The organism is Aliiroseovarius sp. S1123, from assembly GCF_023015885.1.
Taxonomy (GTDB): domain Bacteria; phylum Pseudomonadota; class Alphaproteobacteria; order Rhodobacterales; family Rhodobacteraceae; genus Aliiroseovarius.
In genome coordinates this window covers 139,872-157,743 of sequence record NZ_JALKBE010000001.1, presented here as the reverse complement: position 1 = coordinate 157,743, position 17,872 = coordinate 139,872, and the positions used below count along the sequence as shown (strand labels likewise).

Genomic DNA, 17,872 nt, shown 5'->3' with positions numbered 1-17,872 from the left:
TCACACAAACATCTGCTGCAGCAGACCTTTTTTAAACTCTTCCATCTTCGCCACCTGCCCCGCCACAGCCGCGATTTTCGCGTCCATGGCTTGGAGGGCGTCAGCGACCCTTTGTTGTTCGTCAAAACTTGGAAAGCAAATTGGCAGCTTTGACAGATCACCTTTCTGAATATTTGGCAGCCCAGATCCCACCCGTAGGCGCATGATTGAGTCTTGAGAACACTTTAGAGCCTGGAACAAAAACGAATTTAATATTTCCTCTCCTTTAGGCTCTACAGAGTAACAATGCCCGCCGCACCAAAAAGGGTGTTCTTGAAACCCGACAAACCCACAAGAATTGCCACCTTCACTTATGGTGATCTTGTCCCCGTCGGTATTAGCCTCATCTGTAAAACCAGAGGGCGTAATACCGCCATTGATCACAGGAACAGACGCCTCTTCCAGCATATCATCACGGTTGAGTTGTTTGCCTTTCAATATAGCCGCAACCTCCCCCAACCGTTTCTCTTCCCAATCGGGAAAGGCGGTGCCGTCTGGTTTGGTGAAGCGGAGGCGTTGGCTGAAGAGGGCTTGCATCAACCCGCGTTTATAGCGCTCCAGCCCCTCTTGCCGCGCTTTCAACCCCGCGATTTTCGCATCCACCACCCCCAAAAACGCCGCGATTTTCTTTTGTTCAGGGAGTGAGGGTTGTCGCATCGGTATTCTTGCGAAATCGGCATAATAGAGACGCAAGCGGTCACTTGTGAGACCATGAGAGTACGCCCAAAGAAAATATAACATCCGAGCGTTTTCAATGCGATAATTGAAGAAATCAGAAGAGGTCTCTTCCTTAGGCGTCAACACCACATACGCAGGACTAACCATACACTCCAACTCAGAGATGCCCGCAGCGCCCTGCCACATCCGCATCATATTATAGACGATGTCACCCTTTTGAGCTCTCAGGTTTGTCTCATCCGCTGCATTGCCGTGCATGTGTTTTTCGAGAGTGTCGCGAGGTACAAGACCGCGGTCCATGGTAACAGAGTAGAGTGACAACCCTGCTTCCCCTTTTGCTCTGCTATTGCGGAAAGCATCGCCGGCTTTGATACTAGCCCACTCCCCTTCAAACTCATGAAACCTCAGCGCTGGAACGCGCTTCGCCCCACCCGCTGTATCCGTGACACTCATAGCGGCGCCTCGATGCCAAGCTCATCGCAAAACCCTTTGATCTGCGCATCCAGATCGGCCATGCCTGCGGCACCTGCTTTCAGCTCTCGCGCGACTTCGGCCAGATCAATCGGCTCTTCCTCTTCAAAGGTGTCCACATAGCGCGGGATGTTGAGGTTATAATCGTTCTCGGCCACCTCAGACAGTTTGGCGCGGTGTGAGAATTTATCCTCGACCACCCTGCCCTGATAGGTGTCGACGATCTTGGCGATATCCTCTGGGCGCAGGGTGTTCTGGTTCTTGGCCTTTTCAAAACAGGTGGAGGCATCGACGAACAGGATATCCTCGGGGTGTTCGCGGCATTTCTTGAACACCAGAATACAGGTGGGGATCGACGTGCCGTAAAAGATATTCGCAGGCAGGCCGATCACCGCGTCCAGCCAGTTGCGTTCCTTGATGATATACTCGCGGATATGCCCCTCGGCCGCGCCGCGAAACAGCACGCCGTGGGGCAGGATCACCGCCATGGTGCCGTTTTCATGCAGCTGGTGCAGCATGTGTTGGACAAAGGCAAAGTCGGCCTTGGAGGAAGGGGCAAGACGGCCATACTGGCTATAGCGATCATCATTCAGCAACAGCGGATTGGCGGACCATTTGGCCGAAAACGGCGGGTTGGCCACAACGGCCTCAAACCGTTTATCGACGTGTTGCGGGTGCTCGAGCGTGTCTTCCTGTTTGAGGTCAAAGTTGCGGTAATGCACCCCGTGCAAGATCATGTTCATCCGCGCGAGGTTATAGGTGGTGCGGTTCATTTCCTGCCCGTTGTAATCGCCCACCTCGACCTCTTTGGCGACGCGCAACAGAAGCGAGCCAGAACCGCAGGTGGGGTCATAGACATTCTTGATCCGCGTTTTGCCGGTGGTGACGATGCGCGCCAGAATGGTGCTGACCTCTTGCGGCGTGTAGAACTCCCCCGCCTTCTTGCCCGCGCCGCTGGCAAATTGCCCGATCAGGTATTCATAGGCATCACCCAGAACGTCGCTGTCGGCCTTTTCCAGCTCAAAGTCAATTTCATCAAGGTGGGTCAGGACCTTGGCGATCAGGGTATTCTTGGCCTCTTCGGTGCGGCCCAGTTTGTTACTCGTAAGGTCCATGTCCGAGAACAGATCGTCAAAGTCATCCTCGGACTCCGTGCCCATGGTCGAGCGTTCGATGTTGTTGAGAATACGGGCAAGGTCCTCGATGATGAAGTTGCCCGGCTTGCTGCCTCGCTTGGCGATAGCGCCAAAGAGTTCCGAAGGTTTGAGGAAATAGCCAAGCTCATCAATCGCGGCTTCCGCGACGGCATCTAGGATTGCCTTACCGTCCTCGGTGGTTTCCTGAACTTCGGCAAAGTCGATCCCGTCCGCTGTCAGGATCGAGTTGGCGTAAATATAGAGCCGCTCAGACAAGTACTTGTAGAAGATGAACCCAAGAATGTAGTCCCGAAATTCATCCGCATTCATTTTGCCGCGCAGGGTGTTTGCAATATCCCAAAGCTTTTGTTCCAGTTTCTTTTTTTGTTCTTCCGTCATTTCGGTCTTCCCAACTTTTTGTCAATTGATGAAGGATTTGCGCAGCATTTGGAAGGGCGCATGGTGGCCCGATACGCTCACAACCTGCGTCGGCACGAAAATCTGCACCACACCCTCACCCCATGTTTAGATCCAGGTTATCACGCACGGTCCTTTGTTGAGGGCCTCTGGGTTATGTCCACGCAAAGATGAAGCGGGGGGGAGGCGCCTCAAGCCACTTCAAGCCGCTTGATCAACGCGCCTTGTTGTTGATCTGAGACGGGCAAGTAACTTGAAACCGTCGTCACAAAATTCTCGTGCCCCAAGTTCTGCGACCATGCCTTTTGTTCGGCAAGTGTCAGGTCGCGGTCGTTCATCTCTTGCACAAGGGTCTTGCGGATGCTGTGCGCGCCGTAGGGGTGCATCTGGACTTGTGCGAAGGCCGCCTTGAACACCTTATTGACGATGGAGCCGTTGGCATAGATTTCGCGTGAGACGGTATCGAAGACGAACTTGCCGTTCACCAACCTCCGTTCTGGGCGAGGGAAAAGAGCGTCTTCGGGACCGAACATCTTTTCATCGCGCAGGAAATTCACCCATTTGGTGAAACATGCCAGATAGTCGGGGTGCATTGGGAAGAACCATGTGGTGAAAGTCTTGCCAGCTTTCGTGCGAACATCTCGTCCATCCTGAAAGACGAATCCGTCCACGAGATTGATATGTTTGAGGCGCAATGAAGACACGGCCCCGATCCGCGCCCCTGTAAGCACCAGAAACGCAAACATAGCTTTGTTGCGCCGTTCCAGCTCGGTTCGATCTGCCATTCCTTGAAATGCATGATGCGTGGCTTTTGTTGACGGATATTGAACGGTGCACTGGGCGTGGGCCGCACGGGCATCGTTGCGGTTGTTGTTGAAGTATTCGACCTCGGAATAGGTCACCACCTTTTTGAAACCTTGCTGGCCCGCCAGCCAATGAAAGAACCCTTTTACCAATCGCAGCGTTGCATCAATCGTTGTCAGGGCCAGCGGCTTACCTTGGACGGTCCTAGCGCGGCTCAAGGCATCCTTGAATTGACGCGCCTGATCGACTCGGAACGCCTTGAACGCTTTGTACTTGGTGCTCTCTTCAAATTTCACCAAAGCCGCGCGCATCTTGTCAATGGACTTGTCGTCCTGCCCCTTGGCTTCGCGCAGATACTGCTCATATCGCCGCTTCAATCGCTCGTTTTCTGCATTGTATTTCCGCATGACTCAGCGTCCTTTCCGAAGTATGGGTTTAAGAGGGGGTCGAGGGGTTCCTTTAGGGTCACCAACTGTCCCTGCTCACCACGTCGAGAACTTTGCGAATGGCTGGCATGTCACGGGCACTGACATTGCGATTGCATTGGCACTCACAGACGGAACACAATGCCTTTAGACGACCGCCGGTGGTACTCGTGGGCACATAGTCCGCCATTGCGCCCAGCGCGTTTCTTTGGGCTTTGCAGCGGAAGCAATAGAACTCTCCTAACCCCAGCGGGCGGCTTGCCTTAGCCTTGCGCGCATCCAGAAAGGCGAGCGCCTGAAATCCCATGATGAATGTCGGGCGGTTGCCATCGAGCCGCTCCATACCGGCCTTGAGCCATTGTCGGACAGTCGCAGGCACAACGTCAGCGGTATCCGCCAGTTCATCAATTCTATAGGCTTTGTTGGCTTTGATACGACGCGTCTTGAAACGCCGCGACACTAGGTGCGCCCTTCACTCGGATCGACGCGCTGGGCATCGGCCCACGCGTTCAAATCTGCTCCGCGATAGATGATCTTGCGACCGAGTTTGTAGAACGCTGGCCCGACGCCCTTGTGCCGCCATTGCGCCAGCTTCTCGCGGTCGCCTATGAGGTTGAGTTCTTCGTCGCCAAGAACGTAGTTTCGGTTTTGCTCGAATAGGTCTGCCATGCTCCATTTCTCCCAACAACTTCTTGCTGTTGTTTAGTAATGGGCATTTTCGTTCGCCGCACCCAATTGACTGAGAGCCATCGGCGGTTCTTCCCAAATTGGGAAAAATCGCCAATCTATCCGATTTTTTCTAGCTTCCTAAGCGCAGAAACTCGCTTTCGTATCGCTTCAACGCCGATCACTTCGCCAGTTGCTTTGATCAAGAGTTGTTTGGGTCGCTTTCGCATTGCTATCGCATAGATTGCCTGAGCAGCATTGCTATCGCGCCGCATTACTTCGTTTCCTAGCTCCGCCCGGGCTTCAAACCAATACTCAGAAATTACTTTGTTTTTGCCCTCCGATTGGGCCTTGGAATGCTTTTTCCTAGCAGAGTTGGCCTTTTGCAGCGCCGCAGAGTTTGCCTGCCCCCGCTCTGCGACATCTCCGACGTCTGCCCTCCACCAAAGTTGAGCGAGCAAAACCCCCATCGTCATGGCAACATCGGGCACTTCCACATCGCTAAAATAGAGGTGAGAGATCTTTGCATAGTACCACTCTTTTGAGAACTCGTTGCCATTCAGCTCTAGCTCTCCGACGACGTCTTCCAAATAGAACGCCATATCGACCCGCTCAGCAACACCCCAATCGTCACTGGAACCTCTCTCACTTTTCCATCCTCTCGCCTGAAGCTCATCGAATGGGTCTTCGCCAGATATGAAGAACTCGACGTCGCTCTCAAACCAGCCGTGACCTTGCAAGTATTGGACCGCGACAAGAACTTCTGATGTCGCACTATATCGAATGGCGTTTAGAGCAAATTGGGAACTGATGGATGGCTTGCCATCTGCATCAAGATGGAATGGATAGATCAATTCAGAGAAGAAATTGACTGTCAAACCGTTCGATACTTTCCCAAAAACCATGCCAACGGCACCAACGCCAAGTGGTTGAGGGAAACTCTTGTAGTCAATAATCTCAAGGACTGTAGACCGCTCAATCAATATTTTCACCATTACCGCATACAAAACCCGACCAACGGTCCATAAGGCTCCGGCGCTTGTCCAATAAATCCGACCGCGCATAGGCGCGCTCGACGTTTGACCCGACCCTGTGCGACAAGCTCATTTCGGCAATCTCGCGTGGGGCGCTTGTCACTTCGGACGCCCAATCGCGGAAAGTGGACCGGAACCCGTGTACCGTGATCCCCTCAACATTCATCCGGCGCAACAGCATCAGCATGGACATATTGGAAAGCGGTTTGTGGCGTTTCTGGCCCTCGAACACGAAGTCGGATTTCAGTCCCTTGAGTGGCTCGATAATTGCCAGCATTTCGTCCGTCAGGGGAACGCGGTGATCTTCCCCCGTCTTCATCCGCTCGTCGGGGCAGGTCCACAGCCGCGCGTCAAAGTCGATCTCTTCCCAACGCATCCCTAAGACTTCGCTGGTCCGCGATCCGGTCAGGCAGGTGAAGCGCAGTGCATTGGCAGACATTGCGCTCCGTCCCTTCAAGTCCGCGTAGAAGGCAGGCACGTCCTGCCAGCGCATTGCCTTGTGGTGTTTGGGCTTGGCCTTCACCTTGGGCAGCGCACCCGCATCCTTAATCCCAGCCACAGGATTCTCACCAGACCGGAAGCCCTTTGACTTCGCCACGTCCAGAATCGTCTTGATCCGTTGGGCGAGCCGTTTGGCAGTTTCGTGCTTTTCCGTCCAGATGGGCGACAGGCACATCATCACTTCGGGCTGATCAATGCTATCCAGCGGCATTCGCCCGATCTTGGGAAAGGCATAGTCGCGCAAGGTGTTGATCCATTGCTGGCCATGCTTGGCGTTCTTCCAAGTCGGCATCCGCTCAATATGGACCTGCTGTGCAAATTCTTCGAACGTCGGGATTTCCCGTTGGGCATTGAAACGCGGGTTGAGGCCTTGCTTGGCCATCCGGCGATATTCCAACGCCCTTTCACGCGCTTGGTTGATTGTGACAATATCTGCACCGCCCAACCCGAAATCAGTGCGCAATGGTGTGCCCTTCTTGTTCTTTGCCCCTTTGACAACAACGCGCACGATCCAGCGTCGCGCCCCAGACGGATCAACCACCAGATACAACCCGTTCCCATCACCATGACGCCCAGCGCCTAGGTTCTCGACCAGCTTCTTTGTCAGTTTGCCTGATAGGGCCATCTATTAAGTACCACATTTCATACCACTCAAGGAACGAATATAGACGAAACCGAAGAAAACTCAAGACAATCGCTAGAGCGCCTTTCGACCAGCAAAACAAAGAAAAAGGGCCGCCCAAGGCGACCCACTCAAACTAAAAGTAATGGCATGGTGGCGGAGACGAAGGGATTCGAACCCTCGAGACGGTTTCCCGCCTACTCCCTTAGCAGGGGAGCGCCTTCGACCACTCGGCCACGTCTCCGTCGACCCGTTTAGCTTTGTCGCCGCGCAGGGGCAAGGGTCAAAAACGCTTTTTCGATCGGTTTTCCGTTCGACCACTGCGCCCGCCCTGGCGCCCCTTGCTTGACCTACTAGGCCTGGAAGGCTTTTCTAAAGGCACCGCCCACCGCGAACAGGGCATATATTAACCAAGTTACCGATTGCGAGGGCGCCATGACCGCTGAATTCATGCTGATCACATTCACTTTGTTTCTGGCCGGAGTGATTGCGGTTCCCATCGCGTCGCGCTTCGGGCTGGGATCCGTGCTGGGCTATTTGGTGGCGGGCATCGCGATCAGTCCGATCCTGCATTGGGCGGGCGCGGACGTTATTGCGCTTCAACATTTTGCCGAGTTCGGCGTGGTGATGATGCTGTTCATCGTCGGGCTTGAGATGAACCCCAAATCCCTGTGGGAGATGCGTAGCCGCATTTTCGTTCTGGGCGGGCTTCAGGTCGGGATCACGACAGGTGCGGTGTTGGCGGTGTGTCTGGCCTTCGGGCTGCCAATGACGGTCGGATTGGCGATCGGGCTGGTGTTGGCGCTGTCCTCGACCGCGATCGTGAACCAGACCCTACGGGAAAAGGGGCTTCTGCGCTCGGACGGGGGGCAAGCGAGCTTCTCGGTCCTGTTGATGCAGGATATCGCGGTGATTCCCATGCTGGCGCTGATCCCACTGCTGGCGATGCCCGAGCTGGCCGACGCACTGTCACACGGTGCCGATCACAGCGGTGGCCACGATGACAGCCATGGCGGCGGGCTGAACCTGAGCCTCGTTGACGGGCTGAGCGGCTGGCAGACTGCGCTGGTCACGCTGGGCGCGATAGCCGGTGTCATCTTCATTGGCACCTATCTGACCACCCCGATCTTTCGTTTCGTAGCCAAAGCGCGGCTACGCGAGCTTTTCGTGACGACCGCGTTGATGATGGTGTTGGGCATTGCCCTTTTGATGACGCTGGTGGGCCTCTCTCCTGCGCTGGGAACCTTCCTAGCAGGCGTCGTCATGGCGGGCAGCGAATACCGGCACGAGCTGGAAAGCGACATCGACCCGTTCAAGGGCATCTTCCTGGGCGTGTTCTTCATCACCGTAGGTGCCGGGATCAACTTTGGCCTGCTGGGCAGCAATCTCGGCCTGATCGTCGGGCTGACTCTTGGACTGATCCTGCTGAAATCCGCGATCCTTTTGGTGCTGGGGCGGGCCTTCAACCTGCAAGGCGGCGACAAGTGGCTGTTTGGCCTTGGTCTGGCGCAAGCGGGCGAGTTTGGCTTCGTGCTTCTGTCCTTCACCGTCGCAAATTCGGTGATCCCGCAGGACATCGCAGACCTTCTGCTACTGGTCGTTGCGCTGTCGATGCTGCTGACCCCTGCCCTGTTCATTCTCTATGACCGCGTCATCGCGCCGAAATACAGCGCGCAAGAAGAGCGCGAGGCGGACGAGATCGAGGGCGAGGCCCCCATCATCATCGCAGGCCACGGTCGGTTCGGCGGAATTGTGAACCGCGCGCTGCGGGGGGCGGGCTATGACACGACCGTGCTGGATTACTCGTCCGAGCAGCTGGAAATGCTGCGCCGCTTCCACATCAGCGTCCATTTCGGAGACGCCACTCGCCCCGACCTTCTGCATGCAGCAGGCATTGATGAAGCCAAGGTTCTGGTCATCGCCATTGATGACAAAGAGGCGATCACCCAGCTGGTCCGCTACATGGTCGAACATCACCCGCATGTGCATCTGGTCGCCCGCGCCATCGACCGCAACCACGTCTATGACCTGTGGTCTGTCGGCTGCCGTGACATCATCCGCGAAACCTATGACAGCTCGATCAGGGCCAGCCGCTCGGCCTTCGAAGCGCTTGGGCATACCCGCACACAAGCTGAGAAGTTGCTGGAAGAGTTCGAGGCCGCCGACCGCGAGGCGATGCTGGATTTGGCCGGGCTTTACGACATCAGCATCCCTCCGTTGGAAAACGAGGCCTACATGGCGCGCGTCGACGAGATGATGGAGGAATGGCAAGAGCAGCTTCGCGGGCGGATGCAAGACGTCAAGTCTGACCAACCTGCCGAGTAGTCCGGCCAAGACGCCTTTTCGGGGTTATTTCCTTGGGGAATGACGGCGACACAGCTGTTTGGTCGTATTGCAGCGCCTGTTCCTGTAACATAAGCCCGCTACACCTATACAAACTCCTCGTCACCCGATAGAGGGCACCCTTAACCTAGGACAAGGCACAGGCATCCGGTTTGCGCCAGCCAGGACATACAAAGAACCTTACTCGTGAAAAAAACCATCGCAGATGCGCTTGCCCGCAAGGGCTATGATACTTTGACCCCCGTTCAACAGGCGGTCACCAATCCGGATTTGGACGGGCGTGACCTGCTGGTGTCGGCCCAAACCGGATCGGGCAAGACGATTGGGTTCGGGCTGGCCATCGCGCCAACCTTGCTTGGGGAAGACGACACATTCGGCTCGGCGGGTGCGCCGCTTGCTTTGGTCATCGCCCCGACACGTGAACTGGCGATGCAGGTGAAGCGCGAACTGGGTTGGCTGTATGCAGATGCGGGTGCCTATCTGGCATCCTGCGTAGGTGGCATGGATATGCGCGACGAACGCCGTGCCTTGGCGCGTGGCGCACATGTGGTTGTCGCTACACCGGGACGTTTGCGCGACCACATCATGCGCGGCTCGATCGACCTGACCCAGATCCGTGCGGTTGTTCTGGACGAAGCGGACGAGATGCTGGATCTGGGCTTCCGCGAGGATCTCGAGTTCATTCTGGAAGAAACACCGTCTGAACGTCAGACGCTGTTGTTCTCTGCCACGGTTCCCAACGCCATTACCAAGCTGGCCAAAAGCTATCAGCGCGACGCGGAACGCGTGTCGACCGTAGGCGAGAAGAAACAGCACAGCGATATCGAATACCGCGCCATGACGGTCGCTGGCCGAGACGGCGAGAACGCGATCATCAACGTGTTGCGCTATTACGAAGCGCCGAATTCCATTGTGTTCTGCAATACCCGCGCGATGGTGTCGCGCTTGACTGCACGCTTGTCGAACCGGGGTTTCTCGGTTGTGGCGCTGTCGGGTGAACTGACCCAAAGCGAACGCTCCAACGCGCTTCAGGCGATGCGCGACGGGCGCGCTCGCGTCTGCGTGGCCACCGATGTGGCCGCACGCGGCATTGACCTTCCCAATCTGGACCTCGTGGTTCATGCCGAACTGCCCAGCAGCCACGAAACGCTTCTGCACCGCTCGGGCCGGACCGGTCGGGCTGGCCGCAAGGGTGTCAGTGCGTTGGTCGTCGTGCCGGCGTCGCGCAAAAAGGCCGAACGTATTTTGAAATTTGCCAAGCTGAATGCGGAATGGGGCCCTGCCCCGTCGGCCGACGCAGTGAATGGCCGTGACGAAGAGCGTATGGTGGCCTCGGAGGACTGGACGGTTGAAATCGCCGACAGCGAACAGACCGCCGTAGCGCAGCTTGTTGAAAAATTCTCGCCCGAGCAGCTGGCTGCGGCCTATTTGCGACAGTACAAAACGCGCCACTCGGCCCCCGAAGAGTTGCAAGAGGTCACGGATCAGAAACGGACGCCCAAGGCGCCGTTTGGCCCCAGCGTCTGGTTCTCGGTATCAGAAGGACGCAATCAGAACGCCTCGCCGCGTTTCCTGCTGCCGATGATCTGCAAGGCAGGCGACATCACCAAGGACGATATCGGCGCCATTCGTATTGCGGACGACCAGTCGTATATCGAAATTCGCGAGCAAGCTGTCGACGGGTTCGTATCTGCCATCGGTCCAAACATGCGGATCGAGAAAACGAAAGAAATCGTACGGCTTGAGGGCGCACCTGATGTGCCAGAGTTCAAGCGGCCAAAGCGTGATCGTGATTTCTCGGGAAAACCGCGTCACCGCAAGGGCAACACGCCCCCGGTTGATTGGAATGACGATCCCGCACCCAAGCGCCGCAAGCCAAAACCAGAAGATCGCAAGCCGTACAGCAAGGGTCCGAAGAAACGGGACACCGACGATGGCGCGCATGCCGCCGCGGCACCCCGGCGTTCGTCCGAGACCAAATACAAGGGCAAACCGAAGAAGGAGTCTGGCGCGCCCGACCGTGGAAAGCCTAAATCACGCACGGACGGCCCCAAAGGCCCCCCGCCGCCCAAGGGCAAGGCGAGCAGCAAGAAAAACCGCGCCCGCGCCGCAGAGAAGCGCAGTGGCAATGAAGCTCCGAAACGTCGGAAGTGATTCAGGCTGATCGGGCTGGACGGTCCTAGAAACTTTCCAGCCGGCAGCGCGTTAACAGGGCTTCGGTCGCGGTACGATCACACAGCGCCGTTCCTTCGGTGCTGACGGTCGCAGCAGCGGCCGCCACCCCCCATTGCAACGCTTTCTCGGGTGGATCGCCACGAGAAAGCGATAATGTGAAAGAGCCGACCAACGCATCACCTGCGCCGACTTTACTGCGCTCTGGAACTTTGGGCGCGTGACAGAAGAACTTCTTATCCCCAGCCACCATGCACGAGCCTTCTGAGCCGTGTCCTGCCACAACAGTTTTTGCGACACCGCGGCGAACAAGCTCTTCAGAAAAATACAGATTATCGGCGATTGACTGCAACGATGTGCCGAACGCCGTCTCGATCTCGCTTCTATCCAGCCGCAATACATCCACGGCGGCGTGCGGATTATCGATCATGCGCTGAAGCGGGGCCTTGGACGTGTCGACGATAAGACGCGTGTTGTGACGTTGGATTACCTTCTGCACCTCTTGCGTAAAATCATCTGCAAGGCCCGCCGCCATCCCGCCGCTCAGAACCACAACCCCGTTCACCGGCACCACACGCGCGATCTGCCCGAGCAGCATCTGGCCTTCATCAGCATCCATCAGCGGACCCGGCAGCGAAAATCGATACTGCTTTTGCGTTTCCTCATCGGTGACGGCCAGACTATAGCCGGTTTCTCCGGCGATACGGCACGCGACAACCGGCACGTTCTCATTCGCAAGCAACTCTAACAGAAGTTCCCCCATGGACCCGCCTGCGGCGACAAATGCCGTGGCGTGGCCGCCCAGCTTTTGGATCGCCCGGGCAACATTCACGCCGCCCCCCCCGGGATCAATGCGTGGCGCACTACAATAAAGCTTTCTCCCCGCAGAGACATGTTCCGTCGAGGTTGCATAATCAACCGCGGGCTTGAGCGTGATGGTCAGGATCTTACAAGGAACAGGCATATTCGCATTCACCAGCATCAGTTTGGGCGCGATGAGTAGTTTACCTCAATTCCGCCCCGAGCACCCGCAAGAACAGCAAGCTTATTCGGCATCATTCTTTCTGTGCTGATCAATATGAAGCTCTGCCGGTCGTCTAAGTCGTGATCGGCTCAATCGAAAGCGTGAACTTTGAGGCGGAAAAAGCCGGGTGTTGTTGGCAACCGCAGAGGATGCGTCCCTCTCGGTCTGCAGTGTCGTCTTGTCCTCGGCGATATGGACATCGACAATCTGCACACTGGTTTCAATTCCGGTTAGAAAGAACTGGCGGGCCAACGGGTTGATGAAATGCGCCTCGATCCTGTTGGCAATGCCACGACCACCATAGAAATAATCCTGCGTGCACACCTGTTTCAGTTTGGAATAGGCAAGGTCGCTTAACGTGATTCCCACGCCGTGTTCTTGCGCGACCGTTTTAAGAACCCTGTCCAGGATCGCATCGAAAATGGCGGCCATCCCGGCGGGTTTCAGAAAATCGAATGCTACGACGTTCTGGCCGATACGGTTCAAAAGCTCGGGGCGTTTCAAGTCGTTTCTAAAGTGCTCTTCGACCGCTCTTGAGATCTTCGCAGACAGCTTAGAATAGGAATCCGACGGCAGGACATTCATGCCCATATTGGTCGCACGCGATCCCTGTACGATGCCGATGTTTGAGGTGAAAATAATCAGTGCCTCGGAAAAATAGGCAGTGGCCCCGCGCGCATCGGCAAGGCGTCCCTCATCAAGGATCTGAAGAAAAAGATCCAGAACACGCGGGTGGGCTTTCTCGACCTCGTCGAACAAGAAGACACTGAAGGGGCGCCGGTTCGCGGCATTGATCAGCTGCCCGCCCTTTTCGTGATCATGATGTCCGGGCGGCGCGCCGATCAACCTTGCGACCGAGCTTTCCTCCATGAACTCGGACATATCAAATCGGTGGCAGGCCGTTTCGTCGCCAAACAGAAGTTCGGTAATCGCCTTGGCCAGTTCGGTTTTGCCAACACCCGTGGGACCAACAAGGAAAAGCGCGCCGCGGGGGCGCGTGTGCATCGATCCTGACTGTGCGCCCGACAGCCCAAGAACAGAGCGCGCCAGAATATCCAGCGTCCGTTCCAACGCGTGCGGTTGCCCTTTGATGCGGTTTTCCAATATCTCGTGTGCGCGTTTCATCCGTTCGCGCAACACCGGCGAGGCCCAGGGATTTCTTCTGGCACCCGTTCTAAACACCCTGACCGCGTCCGAGATGTGGGACAGGTTGAACCCTTCTTCCTTGGCCACCTTTCCGATGCATTGCATCGCCCGAAGTGGGCCTCCGTCGCACTCGAAGGAAAACTGCTGTAGCAGCCTGTCCTGTTCAGGCGTCAGATCTGCGTCAATCCAGCCCTCTATTTCGGCGAGGTACCGGCCGTAATAATAGCGGTCTTCGAGGTTTGGACGTTCGAGCTGAATTTCGCGAACCGACGCATTTTGCAGCACAAACCAGTCAGGTAGATCTGCCAGATGATCTGCGATCCAAATGGTGGGATTGAGCCGCTCTCCTGCGCTGGCCTGCCTACACTCGCGCGACTTACGGTCGATGGCCACCATGCAATCGTCATACGCGACTTCATCATGGGTGCGGAGATGCGAAGCATAGTCAAGCAACAGCGCGATCGGAAATGCCTTAAAATCCGCTACTGCGGCATGTATTTCCCGAATATCGCGCGTCGTTGCATCTTGTCTCTTCTGAAACAGTTCTGTCTCTCTCAGGGATGCTGCTTCTGCCTCGGTCTTGGCCCGGTGGATCGTCAGACCTGATACTGGGTCAAGGTGCAGAAGCGCCCCAAAGCCCTGAGAACGCAGCAGATCCCACAGCGTCTCGTCAAAATCTGTGAACGGCTCACCCCTTCCTGTGAAGGATGGATAAAGGTCACGGATGTTGCCAGACAGAATGATGTGGTCGGCATAAGTGACGGCCGAGATGAACTCTTCAAACCAAGACGGAAGCTCGTGATGTTTGACCAGCGCCTGCGTGGTGTCAGCCCCAAATGTTGTCATGTTCCACCCTCTTTTGTGATCTGGCTGCCGCGAGAGTTTCAGAGTGCGATCACCGAACCGCACATTCCAACTCCTGCTCAACATCCCAACCCGCTCGTAAGAAGAATGCGCCATCTTTAAAGGTCTTCAAGCTGACAAAATGTCCGCACTACCCACGATGCATAACCGCAAAATGCTTACAAAAAGTGGAAACCATATGCTGAAAACGTCAAGTATGTGCCGCTCTTTCGCTTGCAACGGTCGTGGGTTAAGGCTCTGTAAGCCCAGCGATGTCCCCGACAATGCCGGGTTGGGGCGACTAGAGTGAGGGCGCAGGAATGGTATTGTCTTTGGGTGTCGATACGGGCGGAACCTATACCGATGCGGTATTGATCCGGGACGAGGCAGAAGTCATCGCCAGCGCAAAATCGCTGACCACCCGCACGGATCTGGCGATTGGCGTGGGAAAAGCCATCCAGGCCGTGCTGGAAAAGGCCGCTGTTGCGCCTGCTGATGTTGCGATGGCGTCGCTGTCCACAACCCTCGCGACGAACGCTTTGGTCGAGGGACAAGGCGGGCGCGTCGCGCTGATCTATATTGGCTTTCGCGAAAGTGACCTTGGCAAGCATGGTTTGCATGACGCCCTGAAAGGCGATCCCGCGCTGGTGATCCCCGGCGGGCACAACCATGCAGGCGGAGAGGCTGCCGCATTGGATCTTGACGCGCTCAGGGCGTTTCTGACGACGCATCACGGCATCTCGGGCTATGCGGTTGCCGCGCAATTCGCCACCCGCAACCCCGCGCATGAGCTTGAAGTCGCGCGGATCATTACCGAGGTTACCGGCGCGCCCGTGACCTGCTCTCACCAGCTGTCATCCAAGCTGAACGGCCCAAAGCGCGCCGTGACGGCGGTTCTGAATGCGCGTTTGATCGGGATGATCGACCGACTGATTGGCCGCGCTCAGGACGCTCTGCGCGACATCGGCATCGACGCGCCCATGATGGTCGTCCGGGGCGACGGCGCGTTGATGAGCGCCGAGCAAGCCCGCGAACGTCCAATTGAAACCATCCTCAGCGGTCCCGCCGCCTCGATCGTAGGCGCGCGCTGGCTGACCAATGTGGACAATGCGCTGGTCTCGGACATTGGGGGCACCACAACAGACATCGCCGTGATCCGCGATGGCAAGCCGATGATCGATCCCGCTGGCGCCCAAGTCGGAGGTTTCCGAACCATGGTTGAGGCCGTCGCCATGCGCACCCACGGGCTGGGCGGTGATAGTCAGGTCCATCCCGTCAGTGAAGGCCTGACGGGCGGCGTCACCTTGGGCCCGCGCCGTGTGCTTCCCGTGTCGTTGATAGCAGCGGAAGCGCCCGAGGCGGTCCACGCCGCACTAGACGAACAATTGCGCACGACGGCTCCGGGGGAACATGATGCCCGCTTCGCGCGCCGTGTGCCGAACGTCCCGACCGACGGGATCGACGCGCGGGCAGAAACCCTGCTGGCACGCCTTGGCGACGCTGTCCTGCCCCTGAACAAGCTTCTGCAATCCCGTCTGGAAACCAGCGCGCTGACCCGGCTGATTGATCGCGGCATCGTTCAGGTCTCGGGCGTAACGCCGTCCGATGCCAGCCACGTGCTGGGCCGGCTGGATGCATGGGACACCGAGGCTGCGTTGAAAGGGCTCGAGCTGTTTTCCCGCAAACGCAGCGGCAACGGCGCGCGGTTGGCATCGTCGCCAGAGGAGATGGCGCAGAAGATCATCGACCAGATGACCGAACAGACCGCGCTGACCCTGTTGGAGACCGCCTTTGCCGAAGAAGCCGAGGATTTCGGACTGCCGCCCCAAACTTTGGCGCGTCACGTGCTAACTCAGCGCGCGCTTACCAATCACCGTGGTTTGCTGGCACTGGATGCCGCGTTGAACGTCGAAGTCGTGGGTCTGGGGGCATCCGCGCCAAGCTATTACCCTGCTGTTGGCGAGCGGTTGCACTGCAAGATGCGGCTGCCCGAACATGCGGGCGTCGCCAATGCCGTGGGGGCCGTTGTCGGCCGTGTGACCTTCCGCCGCTCGGGTACCGTGACCTCGCCCGCCGAGGGGAAATTCCGCGTGCATCTGGAAACTGGACCCGAGGATTATCAGGACGCCGAACTGGCCATGACGGCATTGGAAAAGCACCTACGCGAAGTTTCGCGGGATGCGGCAAGAACCGCGGGTGCAACGGATATCCACTTTGTCACCGAACGCGACGTCCGCTCCGCCCAGATCGAGGGGCAGAACGTGTTTGTCGAAGGCACCATTATGGTCGAGGCAAGCGGTCGACCGCGGGTTGCGGTGGGATAGACCTATTGCCTGCTTTCGACCTTGCTGCCGTCCTCGACCAACGCGGAAGGGTACAGGATCACGGTGTCGCCTTCGGCCAGCCCGTTACTTACTTCGGTGAACACCCCGTTGCTGTTGGCGATGTCGACACGGGTCAGCGCGGCCACGCCGTCAGTCACTTTGAACACCGACCAATCCCCATTGGTGCGGAACAGCGCGCTGGTCGGCACCGACAAAACATCCTCGGCCTGCCACACGACAATGGCAGCCTCTAGCCGATAGCCATGCCCCAGCCCCGCGCGATCTTTCGGCGGGCTTTGGATTTCGATCTCGACCCGCACACGCTGTTCCTCGATCCCCAGCGCCGACGCTTTGGTGACCCCGAACGGATCAACCCGTGTGACAACGCCGCTCAGTTCATTGTCCTGCCCCCAATCGCGCAGGATCACCATATCCCCGACCGAGACCCGAACCGCATCTGACGAGATCAGGTTGACGATGACTTCCAGATCCGCAGTGATATCGCCGATTTCCATAATGGGTGCACCAGCAGGCAGCACCGTTTCGCTTTCTTGGAAGACCTGCAGGATACGACCGTCAATCGGTGACAGAAGCGGGATTTCCAGCGCGCTGCTGTCGGTGCCTGTAAAGCCAAGGTCATCTTGTCCCACAAGAATGGCCTGCGCATTTGCCAGCTCTGCTTCGCGCATCGCGATCGAGGCCTCTGCCGTGGCGCGGCTGGCCCGGCTGGCCCGCCACGCGCTTTCTGCGCGGTCCAGCGTGGCTTTGCTTGCGATGCCGCTGTTATAGAGCGCGCGGGATCGCTCGACTTCCGAGTTCGCCAATTCCTCATTGGCAAGGGCCGCGTCCAGATTTGCGCGGGCCAGTTGCACAGCGGCGGTTGCCGCCCCGACCGCAGCCACGGCTTGTTCGCGTGTGCGACTGTCCAAGACAGCCGGGTTGATGGGAAGCATCCGCGCGACCACAGTTTCTCCGCTTACGACCGCATCACCGGTATGAACCTGTACGCGCAGCAACCTGCCGGCAACGGGCGTCGAGACAATATAGGTTTCTCGAACGCTTGTGCGCCCCTCTTCTACAATCGTGACCTCCATCGGGCCCCGCAGCACGGTGCCGAAGTCCACAGGGATTGGTTTTGGCATGAGAAGTGCAATGATTGCAGCGCCGACAAAAGCGACGACCGCAAAGATCAGTACATTTCGAGAGAGTTTCGCTTTTTTTTGCATG

13 protein-coding genes and 1 tRNA gene are annotated in these 17,872 nt (G+C 57.3%); 3 read left to right on the top strand and 11 right to left on the bottom strand.

The genetic code is table 11. The features are described 5' to 3' along the window. The 8 genes from MWU53_RS00720 to MWU53_RS00685 all read right to left on the bottom strand — a co-directional run bounded on the left by MWU53_RS00720 (position 1) and on the right by MWU53_RS00685 (position 7,037). On the bottom strand, positions 1-1,170 hold the full coding sequence (locus tag MWU53_RS00720) for a restriction endonuclease subunit S (protein ID WP_247089307.1): 1,170 nt from the start codon (positions 1,168-1,170) through the stop codon (positions 1-3). Beyond that, a complete protein-coding gene (locus tag MWU53_RS00715; protein WP_247089305.1) occupies positions 1,167-2,723 on the bottom strand; it encodes a type I restriction-modification system subunit M in 1,557 nt (518 codons plus the stop codon). Before MWU53_RS00715 ends, MWU53_RS00720 begins: the two co-directional genes overlap by 4 nt. Positions 2,724-2,932: 209 nt before the next feature. After that, complete coding sequence (locus MWU53_RS00710; protein ID WP_247089303.1) at positions 2,933-3,841, bottom strand: site-specific integrase; 909 nt, start codon at positions 3,839-3,841, stop codon at positions 2,933-2,935. 169 nt (positions 3,842-4,010) lie between these two features. After that, complete coding sequence (locus MWU53_RS00705; RefSeq protein ID WP_247089302.1) at positions 4,011-4,430, bottom strand: hypothetical protein; 420 nt, start codon at positions 4,428-4,430, stop codon at positions 4,011-4,013. Beyond that, positions 4,430-4,639 carry a helix-turn-helix domain-containing protein gene (locus MWU53_RS00700; RefSeq protein ID WP_247089301.1) on the bottom strand — a complete coding sequence of 70 codons (210 nt, stop codon included), beginning with the start codon at positions 4,637-4,639 and terminating at the stop codon, positions 4,430-4,432. The genes MWU53_RS00705 and MWU53_RS00700 overlap by 1 nt, the downstream gene beginning before the upstream one ends. A 116-nt stretch (positions 4,640-4,755) precedes the next feature. Then, positions 4,756-5,628 (bottom strand): hypothetical protein, encoded by an 873-nt coding sequence (locus tag MWU53_RS00695; protein ID WP_247089300.1) that lies wholly within the window; start codon positions 5,626-5,628, stop codon positions 4,756-4,758. After that, on the bottom strand, positions 5,612-6,796 hold the full coding sequence (locus tag MWU53_RS00690; protein ID WP_247089299.1) for a site-specific integrase: 1,185 nt from the start codon (positions 6,794-6,796) through the stop codon (positions 5,612-5,614). Before MWU53_RS00690 ends, MWU53_RS00695 begins: the two co-directional genes overlap by 17 nt. A gap of 151 nt (positions 6,797-6,947) precedes the next feature. Then, positions 6,948-7,037, bottom strand: a tRNA-Ser gene (locus MWU53_RS00685). Positions 7,038-7,228: 191 nt separating this feature from the next. Here MWU53_RS00685 and MWU53_RS00680 point away from each other — a divergent pair. Together MWU53_RS00680 and MWU53_RS00675 are read left to right on the top strand one after the other, a co-directional pair. Next, a complete protein-coding gene (locus tag MWU53_RS00680) occupies positions 7,229-9,118 on the top strand; it encodes a cation:proton antiporter (RefSeq protein ID WP_247089297.1) in 1,890 nt (629 codons plus the stop codon). Between the two features lie 204 nt (positions 9,119-9,322). Next, positions 9,323-11,290: a DEAD/DEAH box helicase gene (locus tag MWU53_RS00675; protein WP_247089295.1), complete on the top strand. Its 1,968-nt coding sequence runs from the start codon at positions 9,323-9,325 to the stop codon at positions 11,288-11,290. Between the two features lie 25 nt (positions 11,291-11,315). Here the strand turns inward: MWU53_RS00675 and MWU53_RS00670 are convergent, their stop codons facing one another. Together MWU53_RS00670 and MWU53_RS00665 are read right to left on the bottom strand one after the other, a co-directional pair. Further along, positions 11,316-12,290, bottom strand: coding sequence for a hexose kinase (locus MWU53_RS00670; RefSeq protein WP_247089293.1), 975 nt, complete (start codon positions 12,288-12,290; stop codon positions 11,316-11,318). Between the two features lie 63 nt (positions 12,291-12,353). Continuing rightward, the gene (locus MWU53_RS00665; protein WP_247089291.1) at positions 12,354-14,324 is read right to left on the bottom strand and encodes an AAA family ATPase; all 1,971 of its coding nucleotides are present in this window, start codon (positions 14,322-14,324) and stop codon (positions 12,354-12,356) included. A gap of 317 nt (positions 14,325-14,641) precedes the next feature. On the opposite strand from MWU53_RS00665, the gene MWU53_RS00660 reads away from it, so the two are divergent. Then, entirely contained in the window at positions 14,642-16,645 is a 2,004-nt protein-coding gene (locus tag MWU53_RS00660; protein ID WP_247089289.1) for a hydantoinase/oxoprolinase family protein, read from the top strand. A gap of 2 nt (positions 16,646-16,647) precedes the next feature. Here MWU53_RS00660 and MWU53_RS00655 read toward each other — a convergent pair whose 3' ends face one another. Continuing rightward, complete coding sequence (locus MWU53_RS00655) at positions 16,648-17,871, bottom strand: HlyD family efflux transporter periplasmic adaptor subunit (RefSeq protein WP_247089287.1); 1,224 nt, start codon at positions 17,869-17,871, stop codon at positions 16,648-16,650. Position 17,872 lies beyond the last annotated feature (1 nt).

Coding starts and splice junctions, on each gene's coding strand:
- MWU53_RS00720 (WP_247089307.1), bottom strand. CDS start 1,170: ATGAGTGTCACGGATACAGCGGGTGGGGCGAAGCGCGTTCCAGCGCTG.
- MWU53_RS00715 (WP_247089305.1), bottom strand. CDS start 2,723: ATGACGGAAGAACAAAAAAAGAAACTGGAACAAAAGCTTTGGGATATT.
- MWU53_RS00700 (WP_247089301.1), bottom strand. CDS start 4,639: ATGGCAGACCTATTCGAGCAAAACCGAAACTACGTTCTTGGCGACGAA.
- MWU53_RS00690 (WP_247089299.1), bottom strand. CDS start 6,796: ATGGCCCTATCAGGCAAACTGACAAAGAAGCTGGTCGAGAACCTAGGC.
- MWU53_RS00680 (WP_247089297.1), top strand. CDS start 7,229: ATGACCGCTGAATTCATGCTGATCACATTCACTTTGTTTCTGGCCGGA.
- MWU53_RS00670 (WP_247089293.1), bottom strand. CDS start 12,290: ATGCTGGTGAATGCGAATATGCCTGTTCCTTGTAAGATCCTGACCATC.
- MWU53_RS00665 (WP_247089291.1), bottom strand. CDS start 14,324: ATGACAACATTTGGGGCTGACACCACGCAGGCGCTGGTCAAACATCAC.
- MWU53_RS00660 (WP_247089289.1), top strand. CDS start 14,642: ATGGTATTGTCTTTGGGTGTCGATACGGGCGGAACCTATACCGATGCG.
- MWU53_RS00655 (WP_247089287.1), bottom strand. CDS start 17,871: ATGCAAAAAAAAGCGAAACTCTCTCGAAATGTACTGATCTTTGCGGTC.